This is a genomic window from Bacillus sp. 11C (assembly GCF_055486375.1).
The window spans coordinates 21,755-37,458 of the sequence record NZ_JBUPVZ010000024.1 but is presented as its reverse complement, the minus strand read 5'-3'; the positions used below and the strand labels follow the sequence as shown (position 1 = coordinate 37,458).

The 15,704-nt window shown below is 43.1% G+C and carries 13 protein-coding genes, 1 tRNA gene, 3 pseudogenes and 1 riboswitch; of the genes and pseudogenes, 5 read left to right on the top strand and 12 right to left on the bottom strand.

All coding sequences use genetic code 11. From position 1 onward, the window contains the following. The 9 genes from ACY3LV_RS20500 to ACY3LV_RS20460 all read right to left on the bottom strand — a co-directional run bounded on the left by ACY3LV_RS20500 (position 1) and on the right by ACY3LV_RS20460 (position 7,685). A tRNA-Arg gene (locus ACY3LV_RS20500) sits at positions 1-77 on the bottom strand. A gap of 375 nt (positions 78-452) precedes the next feature. Then, positions 453-1,541 (bottom strand): glycoside hydrolase family 26 protein, encoded by a 1,089-nt coding sequence (locus ACY3LV_RS20495; RefSeq protein WP_464864417.1) that lies wholly within the window; start codon positions 1,539-1,541, stop codon positions 453-455. A 17-nt stretch (positions 1,542-1,558) separates the two neighbouring features. Continuing rightward, entirely contained in the window at positions 1,559-2,503 is a 945-nt protein-coding gene (gene manA, locus ACY3LV_RS20490) for a mannose-6-phosphate isomerase, class I (RefSeq protein ID WP_394716818.1), read from the bottom strand. Then, a complete protein-coding gene (locus tag ACY3LV_RS20485; RefSeq protein ID WP_464864416.1) occupies positions 2,500-3,399 on the bottom strand; it encodes an ROK family protein in 900 nt (299 codons plus the stop codon). Before ACY3LV_RS20485 ends, manA begins: the two co-directional genes overlap by 4 nt. 28 nt (positions 3,400-3,427) lie before the next feature. Beyond that, positions 3,428-4,141 (bottom strand): transcriptional regulator GmuR, encoded by a 714-nt coding sequence (gene gmuR, locus ACY3LV_RS20480; protein WP_148964486.1) that lies wholly within the window; start codon positions 4,139-4,141, stop codon positions 3,428-3,430. A 138-nt stretch (positions 4,142-4,279) separates the two neighbouring features. Next, positions 4,280-5,677: a 6-phospho-beta-glucosidase GmuD gene (gmuD, locus tag ACY3LV_RS20475; RefSeq protein ID WP_148964487.1), complete on the bottom strand. Its 1,398-nt coding sequence runs from the start codon at positions 5,675-5,677 to the stop codon at positions 4,280-4,282. Positions 5,678-5,694: 17 nt separating this feature from the next. Next, the gene (gene celB / locus ACY3LV_RS20470) at positions 5,695-7,023 is read right to left on the bottom strand and encodes a PTS cellobiose transporter subunit IIC (protein WP_148964488.1); all 1,329 of its coding nucleotides are present in this window, start codon (positions 7,021-7,023) and stop codon (positions 5,695-5,697) included. Positions 7,024-7,041: 18 nt separating this feature from the next. Next, positions 7,042-7,374 (bottom strand): PTS lactose/cellobiose transporter subunit IIA, encoded by a 333-nt coding sequence (locus tag ACY3LV_RS20465; RefSeq protein WP_333562356.1) that lies wholly within the window; start codon positions 7,372-7,374, stop codon positions 7,042-7,044. Continuing rightward, positions 7,374-7,685 (bottom strand): PTS sugar transporter subunit IIB, encoded by a 312-nt coding sequence (locus ACY3LV_RS20460; protein ID WP_087993591.1) that lies wholly within the window; start codon positions 7,683-7,685, stop codon positions 7,374-7,376. Before ACY3LV_RS20460 ends, ACY3LV_RS20465 begins: the two co-directional genes overlap by 1 nt. Before the next feature lie 176 nt (positions 7,686-7,861). Further along, positions 7,862-7,961, top strand: a riboswitch (purine riboswitch). A gap of 54 nt (positions 7,962-8,015) precedes the next feature. On the opposite strand from ACY3LV_RS20460, the gene pbuE reads away from it, so the two are divergent. Continuing rightward, positions 8,016-9,182, top strand: a complete 1,167-nt coding sequence (pbuE, locus tag ACY3LV_RS20455) for a purine transporter PbuE (protein WP_148964491.1) — start codon at positions 8,016-8,018, stop codon at positions 9,180-9,182. A gap of 214 nt (positions 9,183-9,396) precedes the next feature. On the opposite strand, the pseudogene ACY3LV_RS20450 reads toward pbuE, so the two are convergent. Together ACY3LV_RS20450 and ACY3LV_RS20445 are read right to left on the bottom strand one after the other, a co-directional pair. Next, positions 9,397-10,016: pseudogene (locus tag ACY3LV_RS20450) on the bottom strand (YdhK family protein). A gap of 158 nt (positions 10,017-10,174) precedes the next feature. Then, positions 10,175-11,152 carry an HD domain-containing protein gene (locus ACY3LV_RS20445; RefSeq protein WP_464864415.1) on the bottom strand — a complete coding sequence of 326 codons (978 nt, stop codon included), beginning with the start codon at positions 11,150-11,152 and terminating at the stop codon, positions 10,175-10,177. Positions 11,153-11,231: 79 nt separating this feature from the next. Here ACY3LV_RS20445 and ACY3LV_RS20440 point away from each other — a divergent pair. The 4 genes and pseudogenes from ACY3LV_RS20440 to ACY3LV_RS20425 all read left to right on the top strand — a co-directional run bounded on the left by ACY3LV_RS20440 (position 11,232) and on the right by ACY3LV_RS20425 (position 14,613). After that, a pseudogene (locus tag ACY3LV_RS20440) lies at positions 11,232-11,685 on the top strand (GNAT family N-acetyltransferase). Positions 11,686-11,702: 17 nt separating this feature from the next. Beyond that, positions 11,703-12,191: a DUF4944 domain-containing protein gene (locus ACY3LV_RS20435; protein ID WP_464864414.1), complete on the top strand. Its 489-nt coding sequence runs from the start codon at positions 11,703-11,705 to the stop codon at positions 12,189-12,191. A gap of 257 nt (positions 12,192-12,448) precedes the next feature. Beyond that, positions 12,449-13,837 (top strand): alkaline phosphatase PhoB, encoded by a 1,389-nt coding sequence (phoB, locus tag ACY3LV_RS20430; RefSeq protein ID WP_464864413.1) that lies wholly within the window; start codon positions 12,449-12,451, stop codon positions 13,835-13,837. Between the two features lie 65 nt (positions 13,838-13,902). Beyond that, entirely contained in the window at positions 13,903-14,613 is a 711-nt protein-coding gene (locus ACY3LV_RS20425) for a DUF4352 domain-containing protein (RefSeq protein WP_464864418.1), read from the top strand. 431 nt (positions 14,614-15,044) lie between these two features. Here ACY3LV_RS20425 and ACY3LV_RS20420 read toward each other — a convergent pair. Then, a pseudogene (locus ACY3LV_RS20420) lies at positions 15,045-15,704 on the bottom strand (collagen-like protein); the annotation flags it as partial.

Genomic DNA, 15,704 nt, shown 5'->3' with positions numbered 1-15,704 from the left:
TGGCGCGCCCGAGAGGAGTCGAACCCCTAACCTTTTGATCCGTAGTCAAACGCTCTATCCAATTGAGCTACGGGCGCTTATCAAGCGACTTAACTATCATACTATCATTTGATGTTGAAGTCAAGAAGTTTTTTGAGAATGTTTTTTCGCTAATCGAATCTTTTTTAATTCGACTTCACTTATTATACACGTTTTTCAAAACTTGTAAACACCTTAGAAAAACTTTTTTGTTTTTCATGTTGTTGTGTGCTGTTCATCAGCGACGTTTAATAATATACCATGTGTATTTTATTCGGTCAACACCTTTTCTATATTTTTTTATTTCATTCTTTTACGCTTTGTCATGTGTATACTTTATCTGATCTTACAAATACTGATATGAATGCCTGATCAGGGTGTGAAGATGCTCAAGACATTCATGAGCACCTTCTTAAGTGTACAATGCTTCCTTCTCATTCAACAATAGGCGTTAAAGAATCACCGTTCCATATCTCTCCCTTATTAAGTGTCCAGCTGTCGTTATATAAAGCTGAAGCACCCTTGTTTGCAGCTGGGCTCCACTCATCATTCCATGCCAGAAAGTAAATGGTTTTAGGATATTTTTGTTTTATTGCATTGATCAACAGGCTGTAATCAAAGTTGCCGTTTGCTGTTTGAGGGCCAACTTCCGTAAAGGCGAATGGTTTGTTAAGCGCCGTTAGCTGATCGTATCCGTTAATCGAATAGGCATCTTGAAAATACGCATCTAATCCGACAATATCCACGTAAGACGCACCCGGGTAGAAATCGGTTTTAAAATCTCGGTTGGCATCGGGGGAGTAAACCCAAAGCAAATGGTCAAGTCCTCTTGTGTCGGTCATATAATGATAGATTTTTTTATAGAGCTGTTTATAGAGGGAGATTCTTTCATTATCCTTTTGATTATATGATGTAAGTCCCCACCAAAACCATTCACCGTTCATTTCATGCAGCGGCCTGAACAGAACAGGCACGCCTTGGTTCTCCAGTTCTTGAAGTCCGTCAGCAATTTTGCTGAGCATGGCATTCAGCCGCTTCCCTTCCGCTGTTGAAGAATCTAATATTTTTTTATACTGATCGTTTGTAATTGATGTTTTAAAATGTCCTGATTGATAAGCCGGATTCGCCAGGTGCAGACTGATTTGCGGAATTCCCCCGCTTTTCCAATACGATAGCAGATCTCTGTTGCAGCTTACATCTATCGAATCTTCAATATTTGCAGTTTCAAGCCATCCTCTGGCATAATCACAGCCGTAAATAGCAGGTGATTGTCCGGAAGCGTTTCGAATTCTTTCAGCTTCAGTCATAGAGAATGTATCATAACTATAGCCTCCAAACGCTCCGGAAAGGGCTCTGTTTTCTGTTCGATTCGGCAGATGCGCAAGCCAATTCATTACTTCTTTTGTTGTCTGCTGTGCATTAGGATTAACAGGCGGCACAGTATGCGCTTCAATTGGTTTCGCCAAAGCAGCAGACACAAGTAAAAATAAGATGAGCAAACAAATCGTATGTTTCTTAAACAATGCAATTCCCCCATTCATTAAGGATGAGATATTATCAACTCACACGTTCCTTCTATTGAAAACTCGCCAAAATGCGCAGGCAGAATAAAGTGTGAGCCTGCATTACACTCATACTGAATATCATTATTTACGATTCGGCCTGATCCACTCAGGACACTCCCCAGCAAATAGGTTTGATGAGAAGGAAAAACAGCTCGGCCGCTAATCTTCCATTTGTAAACGGAGAAATCATCCGATTGTACATAAACAGTGATTACGGCATTACCGACTTCTTTCACTGCCGGTGTATGCACTGTATCAATATGCGGTATCGTTATGACTTCCATGGCTTTTTCTATATGGAGGGTTCTTTTTTGGCCTTTATCATCGCAGCGGTCATAATCGTAAACGCGATACGTTGTATCAGAGTTTTGCTGGATTTCAAGGATAAGGGTTCCCTCACATAAAGCATGGAGCGTACCGCTTGGGACATAAAAGAAATCTCCGGGCTTGATTTTGAGGCGTCTCAGCAACCCGTGCCAATCGCCGCTTTCCATTCTTTGTTTGAACTCTTCCTTTGTGCTTGCGTAATGGCCCAAAATCATTTCGGCGTCATCTTTGCAATCAATAATATACCAGCACTCCGTTTTGCCGAGATCGTTTTCGTGCAGTATCGCATAATCATCATCAGGATGTACTTGCACGGAGAGATCCATATTGGCGTCCAGCAGCTTTACCAGCAGCGGAAAAACCTTTCCATCTGGAAAACCGAAAATCTCCGGATGATCGTGCCATACTTGGTCAAGTGTCTTTCCTGCCAGCGGGCCGTTTTTAACAGCCGACGAGCCATGGGCATGTGCAGAAACGGCCCAGCACTCACCTGTTTTTTCCGAGGGGATCGCGTAGCCGAAAGCGTCACGAATCTTTGTTCCTCCCCATATTCTTTCTTTAAAGACAGGCTCCAAAAATAAAGGGTGCTTCATGACCGCACCTCCCCGGATGCTGATGCTTCTTGTAAGGCCTGATCCGCTAAAACAAACGTGCCGATGATTCCGGCGTTACCGCCTAAACATGGAGGTACAATGTAACCACTTATACTTTCTGACAATTCTGAAATATCGAGATAACTGTTCATGATTTTCGGTACATATTGATAAATATAAGGAAACACCTGTCGCTGATTCATCACGCCGCCGCCAAGAATGATTTTTTCAGGCGCAAGGATCAAAATATATTGAGACAGCGCTTGGGCAATATAGTACCCTTCCAGTTCCCAAACTTGGGTTATATCTGATAAATCAGCAGCTTTTTTTCCCCAGCGCGCTTCTATGGCGGGACCAGAAGCCAGGCCTTCAAAGCAATCCTTATGATACAGGCACTTCCCTTGGTATACATCATCCGGGTGCCGCCGGATATAAATATGGCCCATCTCTGGATGTGACAGCCCCTGAAGGAGCCGGCCCTCTACAATTGCGCCTGCACCAATGCCAGTTCCAATCGTTATATACAGGCAGCTGTCTAGACCCTTCGCTTCACCGAAAAGGAATTCACCCAGCGCCGCAGCATTGACATCCGTATGAAATCCGACTGGGATTTTCATTTCATTTTTAACGGTTTGCAAAAAGGGATAGTGTCTCCATCCGTCTTTCGGCGTGGCCATAATGGTTCCGTATGTTTTACTGGTTTTATCGGTATCAACAGGGCCAAAGGAACCGATGCCGATAGCCTGTAATGAGAATTGGCGAAAATATTGAATGACTTTCTCTATCGTTTCATCCGGCATCGTTGTAGGGATCTCAACTCGGTCAATGATCGTTCCATCTTCTTTACCGACGGCACAAACAAACTTTGTGCCGCCTGCTTCAATACCGCCAAGCATGCAGATGGCCTCCTTGTTATCTCCGCGATCAGCGCCGTATGTTTACCGAAGTGACGACAAATTTGTCATGCCGATGACGGGAAAAGGAATATTCAAATGGAATGCCGTTATCTAAGAAGCCCACATGTTCGACTTCCAGAATTGGATCATCCTTTTTGCAGCCCAGATGCTGCTGGTCAATATGATCAGATTTGCAGGCTCTGATTTTCCGGTGTGTTCCGGCGATTTTGAGCTGCAGCTCGTTTGTGATGTGGTTGTAGATCGAATCATGAAGGACATCGTCATTAATGCCTGGTATTAAATGAGTCGGCATATATGTTTTTTCCAATACATAGGGCTCTCCCTCTACAATCCGCAGCCGTACGACATAATAAACAGGTGTTTTCTGATCAATAGACAAATGGGCGGCCACTTCCTCTGTGGGAAATTGCACTTCAAACTGAATGACCTTGCTCTTGATTTTCTTATCTTTCAGCAAGTTGGTCAATCCGAGGATTTCATTGCTGACCACATGGACATGGTCATCCTGTATCGCTGATTGAATAATAAACGTGCCATGTCCTCGTTTTCTGAACAGCAGCCCTTCGGCAACTAAATTATCCAAAGCTCTTTTCATCGTCATGCGGCTTGAGTTGAACTCTTTCGCAAGAGATACTTCATCGGGAATCGGCTGATCGATCGGATAGACGTTATTTTTAATTCTATTTCTCATTTCATTTGCAATGATTTCGTATTTATTCATTGGTATCCTCCGGCAGCTGTTAGAGTTTGATATCACATAAGCTTTTACGGATATCATAAGTTTTTTTCCCTATTTCATCAATGTTGCGGCTGGCCGTGGACTCTAATCATCATGATGATTGCCGGAAGATCTGTAAATTTAGAAACCGTTTTGCTCAGCAATCTCCTTGAACCATTTTCCGCTTTTTTTGATGGTCCTTTCCCCGTCTTTCTCGAGATTGACTGATACAAACCCATATCGGTTTTTATAAGCATTGGTCCAAGACCAGTTGTCCATAAACGTCCATAGGTGATAGCCTTTTACGTTTGACCCTTCCTGTATGGCGCGGTGAATCCATTTAAGGTGTTCTTTTATAAATTCAATCCGGTAATTATCTTGAATTGTGCCTTGCTCATCCCTGAAGCGTTCCTCGCCTTCAACCCCCATGCCGTTTTCAGAGATAAAGCACTCGATGTTCCCGTAGTTTTCTTTTAAATTGATCAAAATATCATAAACGCCTTTTTCGTAGATCTCCCAGCCGCGATGCGGATTCATTTTGCGGCCCGGCATGACGTAAGGATCAAAATACCTGTCCGGCAAAAAAGGAGAGTCGGGGTTCGGAAGATGTTCTTTTGCTTTTACACGTCTCGGCTGGTAATAATTCACCCCCAACAGATCAACCGTATTGTGTTTGATGACCTCAAGATCTTCTTTCTTATAGTCAGGAACAAAGCCTTCGCTCTTTAAAATGTCAACCAGCTCTTTTGGAAATTCTCCTTTGACAGATGGGTCTAAAAAGGATCTGTTAAAAAACGCGTCTGCTATTTCTCCCGCTTTCACATCCGCCGGATGGCTGCTTCTCGGATAGGACGGTGTCAAATTTAAAATGATGCCGATTTTTCCGTCCTGCTTCATCTCCTTGTAAGCCTGAATCGCACGTGCACTCGATAGCATCGTATGAAAACCGACCTGGACAGCCTCTTTAAAATCGACCTTGTTTGGATAATGGAAATCATATAAGTATCCGCCTTCTACGGGGACGATCGGTTCATTATGCGTGAACCATTTTTTCACCCGGTCTCCAAACAAACGAAAACACGTTCTCGCATAGTTTTCATAAGCGTCAACCGTTTCTCTGTTTACCCAGCCGCCGTTTTTTTGAAGCTCCATCGGCATATCGAAATGAAACAAATTGACAAAAGGCTCTATTCCGTTAGCGATCAGCTCATCAATGACTCCCTTATAGAAATCTTCAGCTTTGGCATTGACCTCTCCTGTTCCATTCGGTATTAAACGCGACCAGGAAATCGACATCCGGAACGAGTTATGGCCAAGCTCCTTCATCAGCCTGATATCTTCTTTATAATTGTCGTAAAATTGAGATGTCGCTGCGGGCCCGACATGATCAAAAAAACGATACGGTTCTTTTTCAAACCAGTAATCCCATATATTCTGCCCTTTTCCGTCTCTATCGGCGGCACCCTCCGTTTGTGTTGCTGAAGCGGATGACCCCCACCAAAAATCTTTTGGAAAACGATATTGTTCTGTTTGTGCCAAGTCTCTCTCCCCTTATGTCACATTTTGATACTGTTATCATTTTGCTGAGCAGCTGTTTCCTGTACAGCCTGTTCTTTTTCTTTTGCCAGATTTAATTTATCCATTGCTTTTAGGAACGGAAACCAAATCACGAAGACAATCAGCAGATTGACAAGCTGCATCACGCCACCCATGATCGAGTTCGTCGCCATGATGCCATTAATGAATAAAGGAACCGTCCACGGCACCGTAACACCAGTCGGAGGCGGAACGAGCCCCGCTGACATGGCCAGATAGGTGACGAGCGTAACAACCATTGGCGCCAAAACCCAAGGCACAATAATGATCGGGTTCATGACAATCGGAAGCCCGAATATAATCGGTTCATTTACGTTAAAAATACCGGGAGCAAGGCCGAGTTTTGATACTTGCTTCATCTGCCTGCTTTTCATGAATATGAGAATGGTAAAGACAATCGCAAGCGTCATCCCAGTTCCGCCCATCCCTACTGTATAAATCTCCATAAACGGCTTTGAAATAATATGAGGGATTTCTTTTCCCGCCGTATAAGCAGAAAGGTTTTCTACCTGCAGTGTATTCCAAATCGGGTCCATCACGGAGTTGATAATAATCTGTCCGTGCAGCCCGAAAAACCAAAGGATTTGAATGAAAAACACGGCAATCAGCGTCGGAATGATACCGCTTCCAAGACCGACAAGCGGAGCCTGAATCGCATGATAAATGACGTCGTGCATATTTGTTTTAAATAGCTGCGTCACCAGAACGTTAATCAGCAAAAATACGGTCAATGTAATAAATGCCGGAATAAGTGCGGCGAATGATTTTGCTACCGCAGGAGGAACACCCGCAGGCATTTTGATCGTCAGGTTTTTTTGAACGATTCTTCTGTAGACTTCAGCAGAAAGAAATGCCGTAATCATACCAAGAAACATCCCTTTTGCACCGAGACGATCGACCGGGATAACCCCTGTAATGGCATCCCCTGTTTCCGGTTGAACGATAAAAGGCGTTAAGAGCAAAAAGGACACCAAAGCGATCGCGCCCCCAAATACGGCTTCGACTTGATAGCTTTTTGACAGGTAATAGCCTATCCCGAACACGACAAAGACAGACATAATGCCCATAGTCGCCGTGGAGGCAATGCCGAATTGAGACTGAAACGATGTAAGCATTGACCCATTCATAATTTTGTTTAAGAACGGCAAGTTCGTTAACACCACAAAAATGGACCCGAATATCGTAAGCGGGAAGGCCAGCATAAACGCATCTCGGAGCACTTGCAAATAGCGGTTATTGTTTAACCTCCCTGCAATTGGAACAAGGAATTGGCTGATTTTCTCGAACACCCTATCCACCCCGATTTTTTATAGATTCTTTGTTTGAAAGAGTTCAAGCAGTTCTTTCACTAATTCTTTCATGGTCAATGTTGACATCAGGTGATCCTCCGCATGCATGAGCAGCAAGGAGAAATCCGCCGCTTCCCCGCCTGATTCTTTCTGTATCATTTGAAAGTGAATGTCATGGGCCGCGGATAAATCCCGCTCCGCCTTGGCAATGAGGGCATCCGCCTCTTCCTTGTTTCCTTCCTTGTAGGCGCGCAGTGATTGTATGATGCAGCTGCGGGCATTCCCGCTGTGCAGGATAAGCTGAAAACTGATTTGTTCGTCTGTTAAATCCGTGATTTTTATGTGTTCCATTATTGATTCTCCATTAATGACACTGCCTGCTCATACGCTTTTTTGCCATCTGCCATTCCGTAGGCCATCATGTCAATAACTTCAACTCGAATATTGTATTGATCCGCCTCTTTTTGCAGTTCGCTTTTCAGAAAGCTCATTTGCGGACCGATCAAAACGGCATCCGCTTTTCTCATGTCTTCTTTCGCCTTATCTTGGCCGACAGCCCAAATCTCTGCTTCCTCTCCGATGGATTGTGCGTATTCCTTCATTTTTGTCACCAATAAACTGGTGGACATTCCTGAACTGCACGCAAGTAATATTTTTTTCAACTGCTATCCCCCCTTGTGATTAAAACGCTTACAATAATTATTATAGTCATTATTTTATAAATGTCTATACTTTTAAAAAATAAATATAATCATATAGTTGTACAGTTCATCGTTTTGTACATTTTTCTATGGAAGATTCATTCATAATGTGTTACACTCATCAACAGAAACGAATCAATTGAATAGCTATGATCACTTGTATAACCTCAATAATATGGTTTGAGGGTGTCTACCAGGAACCGTAAAATCCTGATTACAAAAATTGTTTATGACATTTTTTGTAATCAGGATTTTTTTATTTGTCAAAACATTTTAGTAAAGGAGTTTGTTATGAATTTTAAAGTTTTCCTGCTTGCAGCTTCTACGATTGCAGTCGGATTGGTTGAGTTAATTGTGGGAGGAATTCTTCCTCAGATCGCAAATGATTTAGACATTTCCATTGTCTCAGCCGGGCAGCTGATCAGTGTGTTTGCGCTTGGCTATGCAGTGTCAGGCCCGCTGCTTTTGGCATTGACTGCGAAGATTGAGCGGAAGCGTTTATATTTAATTTCCTTATTTGTTTTCTTCCTTAGCAATCTTGTGGCCTATTTCAGCCCTAATTTTGCAACGCTGATGGTGTCAAGGGTATTGGCTGCGATGAGTACGGGGCTGATTGTTGTGCTTTCTTTAACGATTGCCCCGAAAATTGTAGCGCCTGAATACAGAGCGCGCGCAATCGGCATTATTTTTATGGGATTCAGTTCTGCTATCGCATTAGGCGTACCGCTCGGAATCTTAATCAGCGATTCCTTCGGATGGCGCATTTTGTTCCTTGGCATTGGACTTTTGGCGCTAGTCTCCATGCTGGTTATTTCAATCTTCTTTGAAAAGATACCGACGGAAAAAATGATACCTTTCCGAGACCAGCTCAAGACGATTGGCAATCTGAAAATCGCGAGTTCACACCTTGTCACGATGTTTACTTTAGCGGGGCACTACACGCTATACGCCTACTTTGCGCCGTTTTTAGAAGAAACTCTTCACCTGGGCTCTTTCTGGGTCAGCATTTGTTATTTCCTTTTCGGGATATCTGCTGTGTGCGGAGGCCCTTTCGGAGGAGCGCTTTCTGACCGGCTTGGTTCGTTTAAGAGCATTTTGCTGGTGACTGGTTCCTTCGCCATCATTATGTTCTTACTGCCGCTGTCAACATCGTCGATGATTTTCTTTTTGCCTGTCATGGTGATTTGGGGACTTCTGAGCTGGAGCCTCGCCCCGGCTCAGCAAAGCTATTTGATAGAAATTGCGCCAGATTCGTCTGACATTCAGCAAAGCTTTAACACGTCTGCCCTCCAAGTCGGAATCGCCCTTGGCTCAGCCATTGGCGGTGTTGTTTTGGATCAGACGGGTAGTGTTGTCTCAACGGCCTGGTGCGGCGGATCGATTGTCATTATCGCTGTCCTGTTTGCCTTCATTTCTTTAACAAGACCTGTCCAGACAGCAAAAAAATCCTCCTTGTAAAAGGAGGATTTCAGATTGTTGACAAAATCCTAAAACGGTTTAGTTTTAGGATTTTGTCATCTTTTCAGCGTGGTTGAAAACCCTTGAAGTCTAGGAAAGGCGAGCATTGGAGCGGAGCGAATGTCCTAATTCGTGAGCACCAACGCACAGGCTTGACAACGAATGCAAGGGTTTGTCGACACGCTGAAAATCCTCCTTGTAAAAGGAGGATTTTTTATGATTTAGCTGAAAGCTCGTCTTCGGTGACCCATTTATGGTTTTTTACTTTTTCACCGCTAGTTGTCGATGTATAGTCAACCATGTATACGGTTGTTTTTTCGGCGGAGTCGATCTCGGCTGTTGCTCCCTTCATGCCTTTCATATGAGAAGCCTCTAAGATCACCTGATCTCCGGGGTTTAAAGTTTTCTCTCCCGCATCTTTGATCTCTTCTTGGATCACCCATTTGTGATGATCCACACGCTGTCCTCCGTTTGTCGGAGTGTAAGAGACAACATACGCCGTTGTGTCATAGGCGCCTGTCACTGTAGCTTCGGCACCTTTCATGCCTTTCATATGAGAAGCTTTGATGATTACCTGGCTGCCTACTTTATATTTCGGATTTTTAGATTCTTGTAATCCCTCTGGAATGTCAGCTGATCCGGAATGGTCCATTTTTTCATGTGATGATGAATCTGAATGATTTTCATGTGTATTTTCTTTTGTGCTATTGTTATTGCCGCATGCTGATAAAACAAAAACAAGAGATAACATCAGAATTCCCAGTGCTTTTTTAGAGAGTTTCATGTTCATTCTCCTTTGCTTCATTTTTTACTGTTATTTTTGCCAGCAGACAATAAAACGAATAACTGCAAGCAAATATGTCCTTTTGATAATACTATACCCCCGAATGGTATGTAAATACGCTGAACTTCTCATAAAACGATCCCACAGTTTGTCCTATTCCCCTTGATTTACATAGCCAAACATGAAAAAAGCCGCTGTTACGCGGCAACTAGAGATGCAACACTTTTATATACACACCTTTTTTTGCTTTTTGATAAGCGGCCTCCCCCATTTTTCTGACGTTTTCAGATACAGCTGAGGCTTTAACCCATTCGTCATGATGAAAAATGGATGGATCGATAAGACGCATTTTCTTCTTTTGATGGAAATCGTACTGGATGTCATCTTCTTTTACTTGGATGCCGGGATGAATATGTTTAAGCAAGCTGAGTACTTCTTCATTTTTTGATGCATGCAGAATGTGGAGTACCTCTTGATCCGTTTTTAGCAGATCTTCTGCTGATATGATATTGTGCCGCAACGCAGCCTTCAACGTTCTTGCTAAGTATTCATAGCCATATACATTCACAGGATTCAAAAAGAAATCAATCACTTCCATGTAATACACCCCGACAAACCATTCGGCGGCTTCGATACCATCCGGAAACGTCCTTCCGTTTCTCACAATAAGATGATCCAAAAAGCTTTGCGCTTCGAGCAGACTAATGTGTTCATATCGGTACATGTCGCGCAGCGTATAGTCTATCCGATCGGCACAAAGCTCCGACGCGGGCTGTTCGAGCAATGTCCATCTCGTGTCGTCTGTTAAAAGTTCTTCGGCATCATAACCGTGTTTTTCTAAAATTCCCGGAATCTCAGATTGAACAATGACTTGTTGAAAGATGTTTTCATGATAGTCTTCCGCTTCATTTTCAAAGACAACATCGATTACATGAGAAAAAGCCGTGTGCGACACATCGTGAAGCAGGCCTGCTATCTGTTCTTCTATCGTTCCTCCCAGTTTTTTGATGAGGAGCATCACGCCGACGGAGTGCTCATACCGAGTCACATTCCACTTTTGATTGACTAAAAAGCTTGCTCCGCCTTGATAGATTCCTTTCAATCGTTGCACCGGCGCGCTTTTGATAAGCTCTTCCAGCACTCCGTCTATATGGTGCCGCCCGTAAATGACATCATTGATTTCCATACCATCACCTCAGCATCTATTTTCTTCTTGTTATTTATTGTATATATTGATATTACATATTTCTAGGAGGAGGAGGACGATGAAGATCATCTCGAGCAATGAGTTGTCGAAACATATGCTGACCGATTTTTTTGCCGAGCATGAGGGCACACCCGAGATGGTGATTTCCAGCGGCATTTTTCGATGCGATGAATGAGATGGCTATGACACTTTAGATGAAGATGGCGAAATCATCGGTTGTATTACATACGTGATAGGTGGTAAAGATTGTGAAATGATTTCATTAGATAGTATCATTGAAAAGAAAGGGACCGGCTGCTGCAGGTTGAAGAGACGGCTAAACAAACATATTGCCAACGGATAAAGCTTATCACAACGAACGATCATGTACATGCGATGGCGTTTTATCAAAAGAGGGGCTATCAATTTGCCGCATTGTTTCCAAACGCAGTTGAAAAAGCGAGGCGGCTCAAACCGAAGAAAACGGCATTTTGATCCGGGATGAAATTCTTTTTTCAAAGGTAATTAATTAAACGAATAGGAGTTTATTATGTCCAGTCTTTATAAATACCCTCTCATTTTCACGGCATCCCTATTATTGGTTTTCTGTTTGATCTTTTTTTCCTATCAGCTTATTCATCATGTGCGATTGGAATATCCGAATTGGCGGGGAGAAAGCAAAGATCGGAATTGGGAAGCTGTTTTTACCAAAAATGAAGATGCCCTTAACGAATACAGCGGCAATCTTTATTGGATCGGTGATACGGCTAAAGCTGACAACACTTATGTGGGATCTCTGATTGTAAAAAAAGATGATGAGGTTCTGCTGAATTCTGATACAGAAATCCCCATCCGAGATTATTCCGGCGGCACTTCCCGCGATGGAAGCGCAAAAGAGAAGTCCGTTTCTTTTTTGGAGCGATTAGATGAACATGAGCTTGAAGGCCATGATATTACGGTTGAAGTGAAATGGAAGCAAGGTGATCATTATACTGCGAGTCAGTTTTCCCTTAATGAAAAGACCTTGTTTGATCATTAAATAAAAGCAGGGATTTTTATAGAGGTCCCTGCTTTCTTTTTGCAAATTGTCATATCTCCCAGTCTCTTGATCCCCCTTGTCCCCGCGGGCATCCAGCTTTTCTATATGCTCATCCTCACTCAGCCTGAAGGACCCCATTGTCCCCCAATCTCTTATTCTTGTAAATCCAATCTTTATAATCGATTAATACTTGCTTAACACTTAAAAAATATAATGGGGTTGTCATTGAGATACATATATTTTAGGAGGTTATCCAGTTGAAAAAATTCCCGAAGAAATTACTGCCTATCGCGGTTTTATCATGTATTGCGTTCAGCAGCTTAGCCGGAGGCAGTGTGCCTGAAGCCAGCGCCAAGGAAAAGAAAAAGGGGAATCAAGACGAAATTAAGAATGTGATCGTACTGATTGGTGATGGTATGGGTGTGTCGTATACGTCCGCTTATCGTTACTTAAAGGATAATAAAAAGACAAAGTTTGTAGAGCCTACCGCTTTTGATCAATACCTTGTCGGCCAGCAAACGACTTACCCTGAAGATCCAGAACAAAACGTAACAGATTCTGCAGCTGCGGCAACGGCTATGTCAGCTGGAGTGAAAACATATAACAATGCGATTGCGGTGGATAACGACGGGTCAGAGGTCAAGACGGTTCTTGAAGCAGCGAAAGAAAAAGGAAAATCAACAGGCCTTGTGGCGACTTCAGAAATTACACACGCCACTCCCGCCTCTTTCGGTTCCCACGATCACAGCCGGAAAAACATGAATTCGATTGCCGATGATTATTTTGATGAAATGGTAAACGGCAAGCACAAAATTGATGTGCTTCTTGGCGGAGGAAAAAGCAATTTTGACCGCAAGGACCGCAATTTAATCAAGGAATTCAAAAAAGCGGGTTACAGCTATGTGGATGACCGCAAGAGCATGCTTAGAAATAAAGACAGCCAAGTTCTCGGCCTATTCGCTGACGGCGGCCTGCCTAAAATGATGGACCGTACGAAGGATATCCCTTCATTAAAAGATATGACAAACACTGCGATTAAAAAATTAAGCAAGGATAAAGACGGTTTCTTCCTCATGGTCGAAGGCAGCCAGATTGACTGGGCGGGACATGACAATGATATCGTCGCCGCCATGAGTGAGATGGAAGACTTTGAACAAGCTTTTAAGGCGGCTATTGATTTCGCCAAAAAAGACAAACACACATTGGTTGTCGCAACAGCTGACCACTCCACAGGCGGATACTCAATCGGTGCGGACGGCATCTACAACTGGTTCAGTGAACCTATTAAAGCCGCAAAGCGCACACCTGATTTTATGGCAGAAAAAATCGCTGACGGCGCAGGTGTTGAAAAAACATTAAAAACGTATATTGACCAAAAGAAATTGGCTTTAACTAAATCAGAAATTCAATCTGTTAAAAAAGCCGCAAAAACGAAAGAAGTACTTGAAATCGATAACGCGATTGAGGAGATTTTCAATAAACGCTCCCACACTGGATGGACGACAGGCGGACATACCGGTGAAGATGTTCCCGTCTACGCGTACGGACCGTCAAGCGAGGATTTCGCAGGCCAAATTGATAATACTGAAATCGCTAAAAAAGTTTTCAGCGCTTTACAATACAAGATTAAGATTAAAGATAAGTAAAAGAATACAAGGTGCCCCGTTGCTTGTATGGAGTAACGGGCTCTCTTTTTAATGGAGGAATCATGATGAGAGGAATTATTTCGATTGCTGTTTTTATCGTCATGCTTGCGGGCTGCTCATCAAACGTCAATACAGAAACACAAAATGCGGGCGAGGAGCAAGCGGTAAAAGCCACACCGCAAAGCACGTCATCTCAAAAAGACAGCAGAGATGTTTATCAGCCCAATTCACAAGTCACCGATGACCGATCTTTGATGAAGGCGGGCCAAACGTTTTCTGATGACAAGGGAAAGGCTGTTTTAAAGAATATCAAGCAAGTGAATCAAACCTATAAGATTGGCGACGTGGAGTTAACAGTAAAAGAAATGAAGCTGATCCACTTGCGCCCGGACTACAGCATGATTGATTATTTTCATGTATTAACACACGATGAAGAGTTTGATTTCGTTAAGGTCTTCGTTGACATCAAGAACACATCTTCAAAAAAAGTAAATGTTGCGCCGATTGCCTTGATGAAAACAAATACAGGGGAAACCTTTGATTGGAACAAAGATATTTATCTTGAAGAGTTGAATGGCGAATTGGAAGGCGGAGCAGAAAAGTCCGGGAATCTCGGCTTTATTGTAAATGCATCAAGCGGCCATGCTCATGATGAAGATGCTGATGATAAGAAGAAAGAAAAAGAGATCAAGTGGATCGAAATCACAACAAGTGACGTCTTTGACCACAACCATAAGAAGATCAGTGATTCTAAAAAGATCAAAATTGAAATTTAATGATTGCCTTCCAACACGGAAGGTTTTTGTATATCAAGGAGGTTAAACGGTCACTTGGTATGCTAATTTGATATAATCTTTTTTCGAAGATAGAGTACTTCATCTATCATCAAACCTTAACTTTTGAGCTTTTATCGAATGCTAAATTGTTAACACCACAATCTCATCTTGGTGTTAGCTTATATTTTAAGCAATGCTCAATATATACCTTAAGCTAATCCCGTCTCTCCTAAAGTGGCAATATCTATTTTCTTCTCCACATACAAAATAAACACCTGAGATGAAAAGAATTTTGATCGTTTGTACGTTCAACATAAATCAGGTCAAAAAAAGCACTGTTCATTTTCGATTTAACGAAAAAACATCTGAAACAAAAAGTACTAGTAAGATGAATTAGTACTTTTTGTTTGTTCAAGACACAGTGCTGATTGTTAATCTAATTTTTTAATGACAATTGAAGCGTTTACGTTAGTTTGTGTTCCTCCTGCCAGAGTCTGCAGAGTCACTGCGGCAGCGGAAGTATGATTTCGAAGAGTTAAAACATCGCCGGCTGCTATGGCTATTATAGCCTGACCATCGTTTTGTTGAGTACCTGCACCTGAACCGTAAACTGTGTTTGTAATCGGCGCACCATTTAAAAATAGTGTGAATTGGTTAGGTTCTGCTCCCGAAACAGAAAAAGTGACCTCATAGTCTCCCGGGGTGGTAATTGCAATTTGAGAAGTTCCGGGGGCATGTGAAATTCCTGAGGTGGTTATCCCTGTTGAATCAAAAATGACATCAGCCTCTATCGCTACCGTTTGAGCGCTTAAGTTATAAATATACCCGTATTCGGATAACCCAGCTGCTCCTGTGCCTGTTGCTCCGGTAGCTCCCGTGGCTCCTGCAGGTCCAGTGGCTCCTGTTGCTCCCGTGGCTCCAGCGGGTCCAGCGGCTCCCGTAGCTCCTGTTGCTCCGGTGGCTCCTGTTGCTCCTGCAGGTCCAGCGGGTCCAGTGGCTCCGGTGGCTCCGGTGGCTCCCGTGGCTCCAGCGGGTCCAGCGGCTCCCGTAGCTCCTGTTGCTCCGGTGGCTCCTGTTGCTCCTGCAGGTCC

Bases quoted from the DNA above. Each gene is read 5' to 3' on its own strand.
- manA (WP_394716818.1), bottom strand. From the start codon at position 2,503: ATGAAGCACCCTTTATTTTTGGAGCCTGTCTTTAAAGAAAGAATATGG.
- ACY3LV_RS20485 (WP_464864416.1), bottom strand. From the start codon at position 3,399: ATGCTTGGCGGTATTGAAGCAGGCGGCACAAAGTTTGTTTGTGCCGTC.
- gmuR (WP_148964486.1), bottom strand. From the start codon at position 4,141: ATGAATAAATACGAAATCATTGCAAATGAAATGAGAAATAGAATTAAA.
- ACY3LV_RS20465 (WP_333562356.1), bottom strand. From the start codon at position 7,374: ATGGAACACATAAAAATCACGGATTTAACAGACGAACAAATCAGTTTT.
- pbuE (WP_148964491.1), top strand. From the start codon at position 8,016: ATGAATTTTAAAGTTTTCCTGCTTGCAGCTTCTACGATTGCAGTCGGA.
- ACY3LV_RS20445 (WP_464864415.1), bottom strand. From the start codon at position 11,152: ATGGAAATCAATGATGTCATTTACGGGCGGCACCATATAGACGGAGTG.
- ACY3LV_RS20435 (WP_464864414.1), top strand. From the start codon at position 11,703: ATGTCCAGTCTTTATAAATACCCTCTCATTTTCACGGCATCCCTATTA.
- ACY3LV_RS20425 (WP_464864418.1), top strand. From the start codon at position 13,903: ATGAGAGGAATTATTTCGATTGCTGTTTTTATCGTCATGCTTGCGGGC.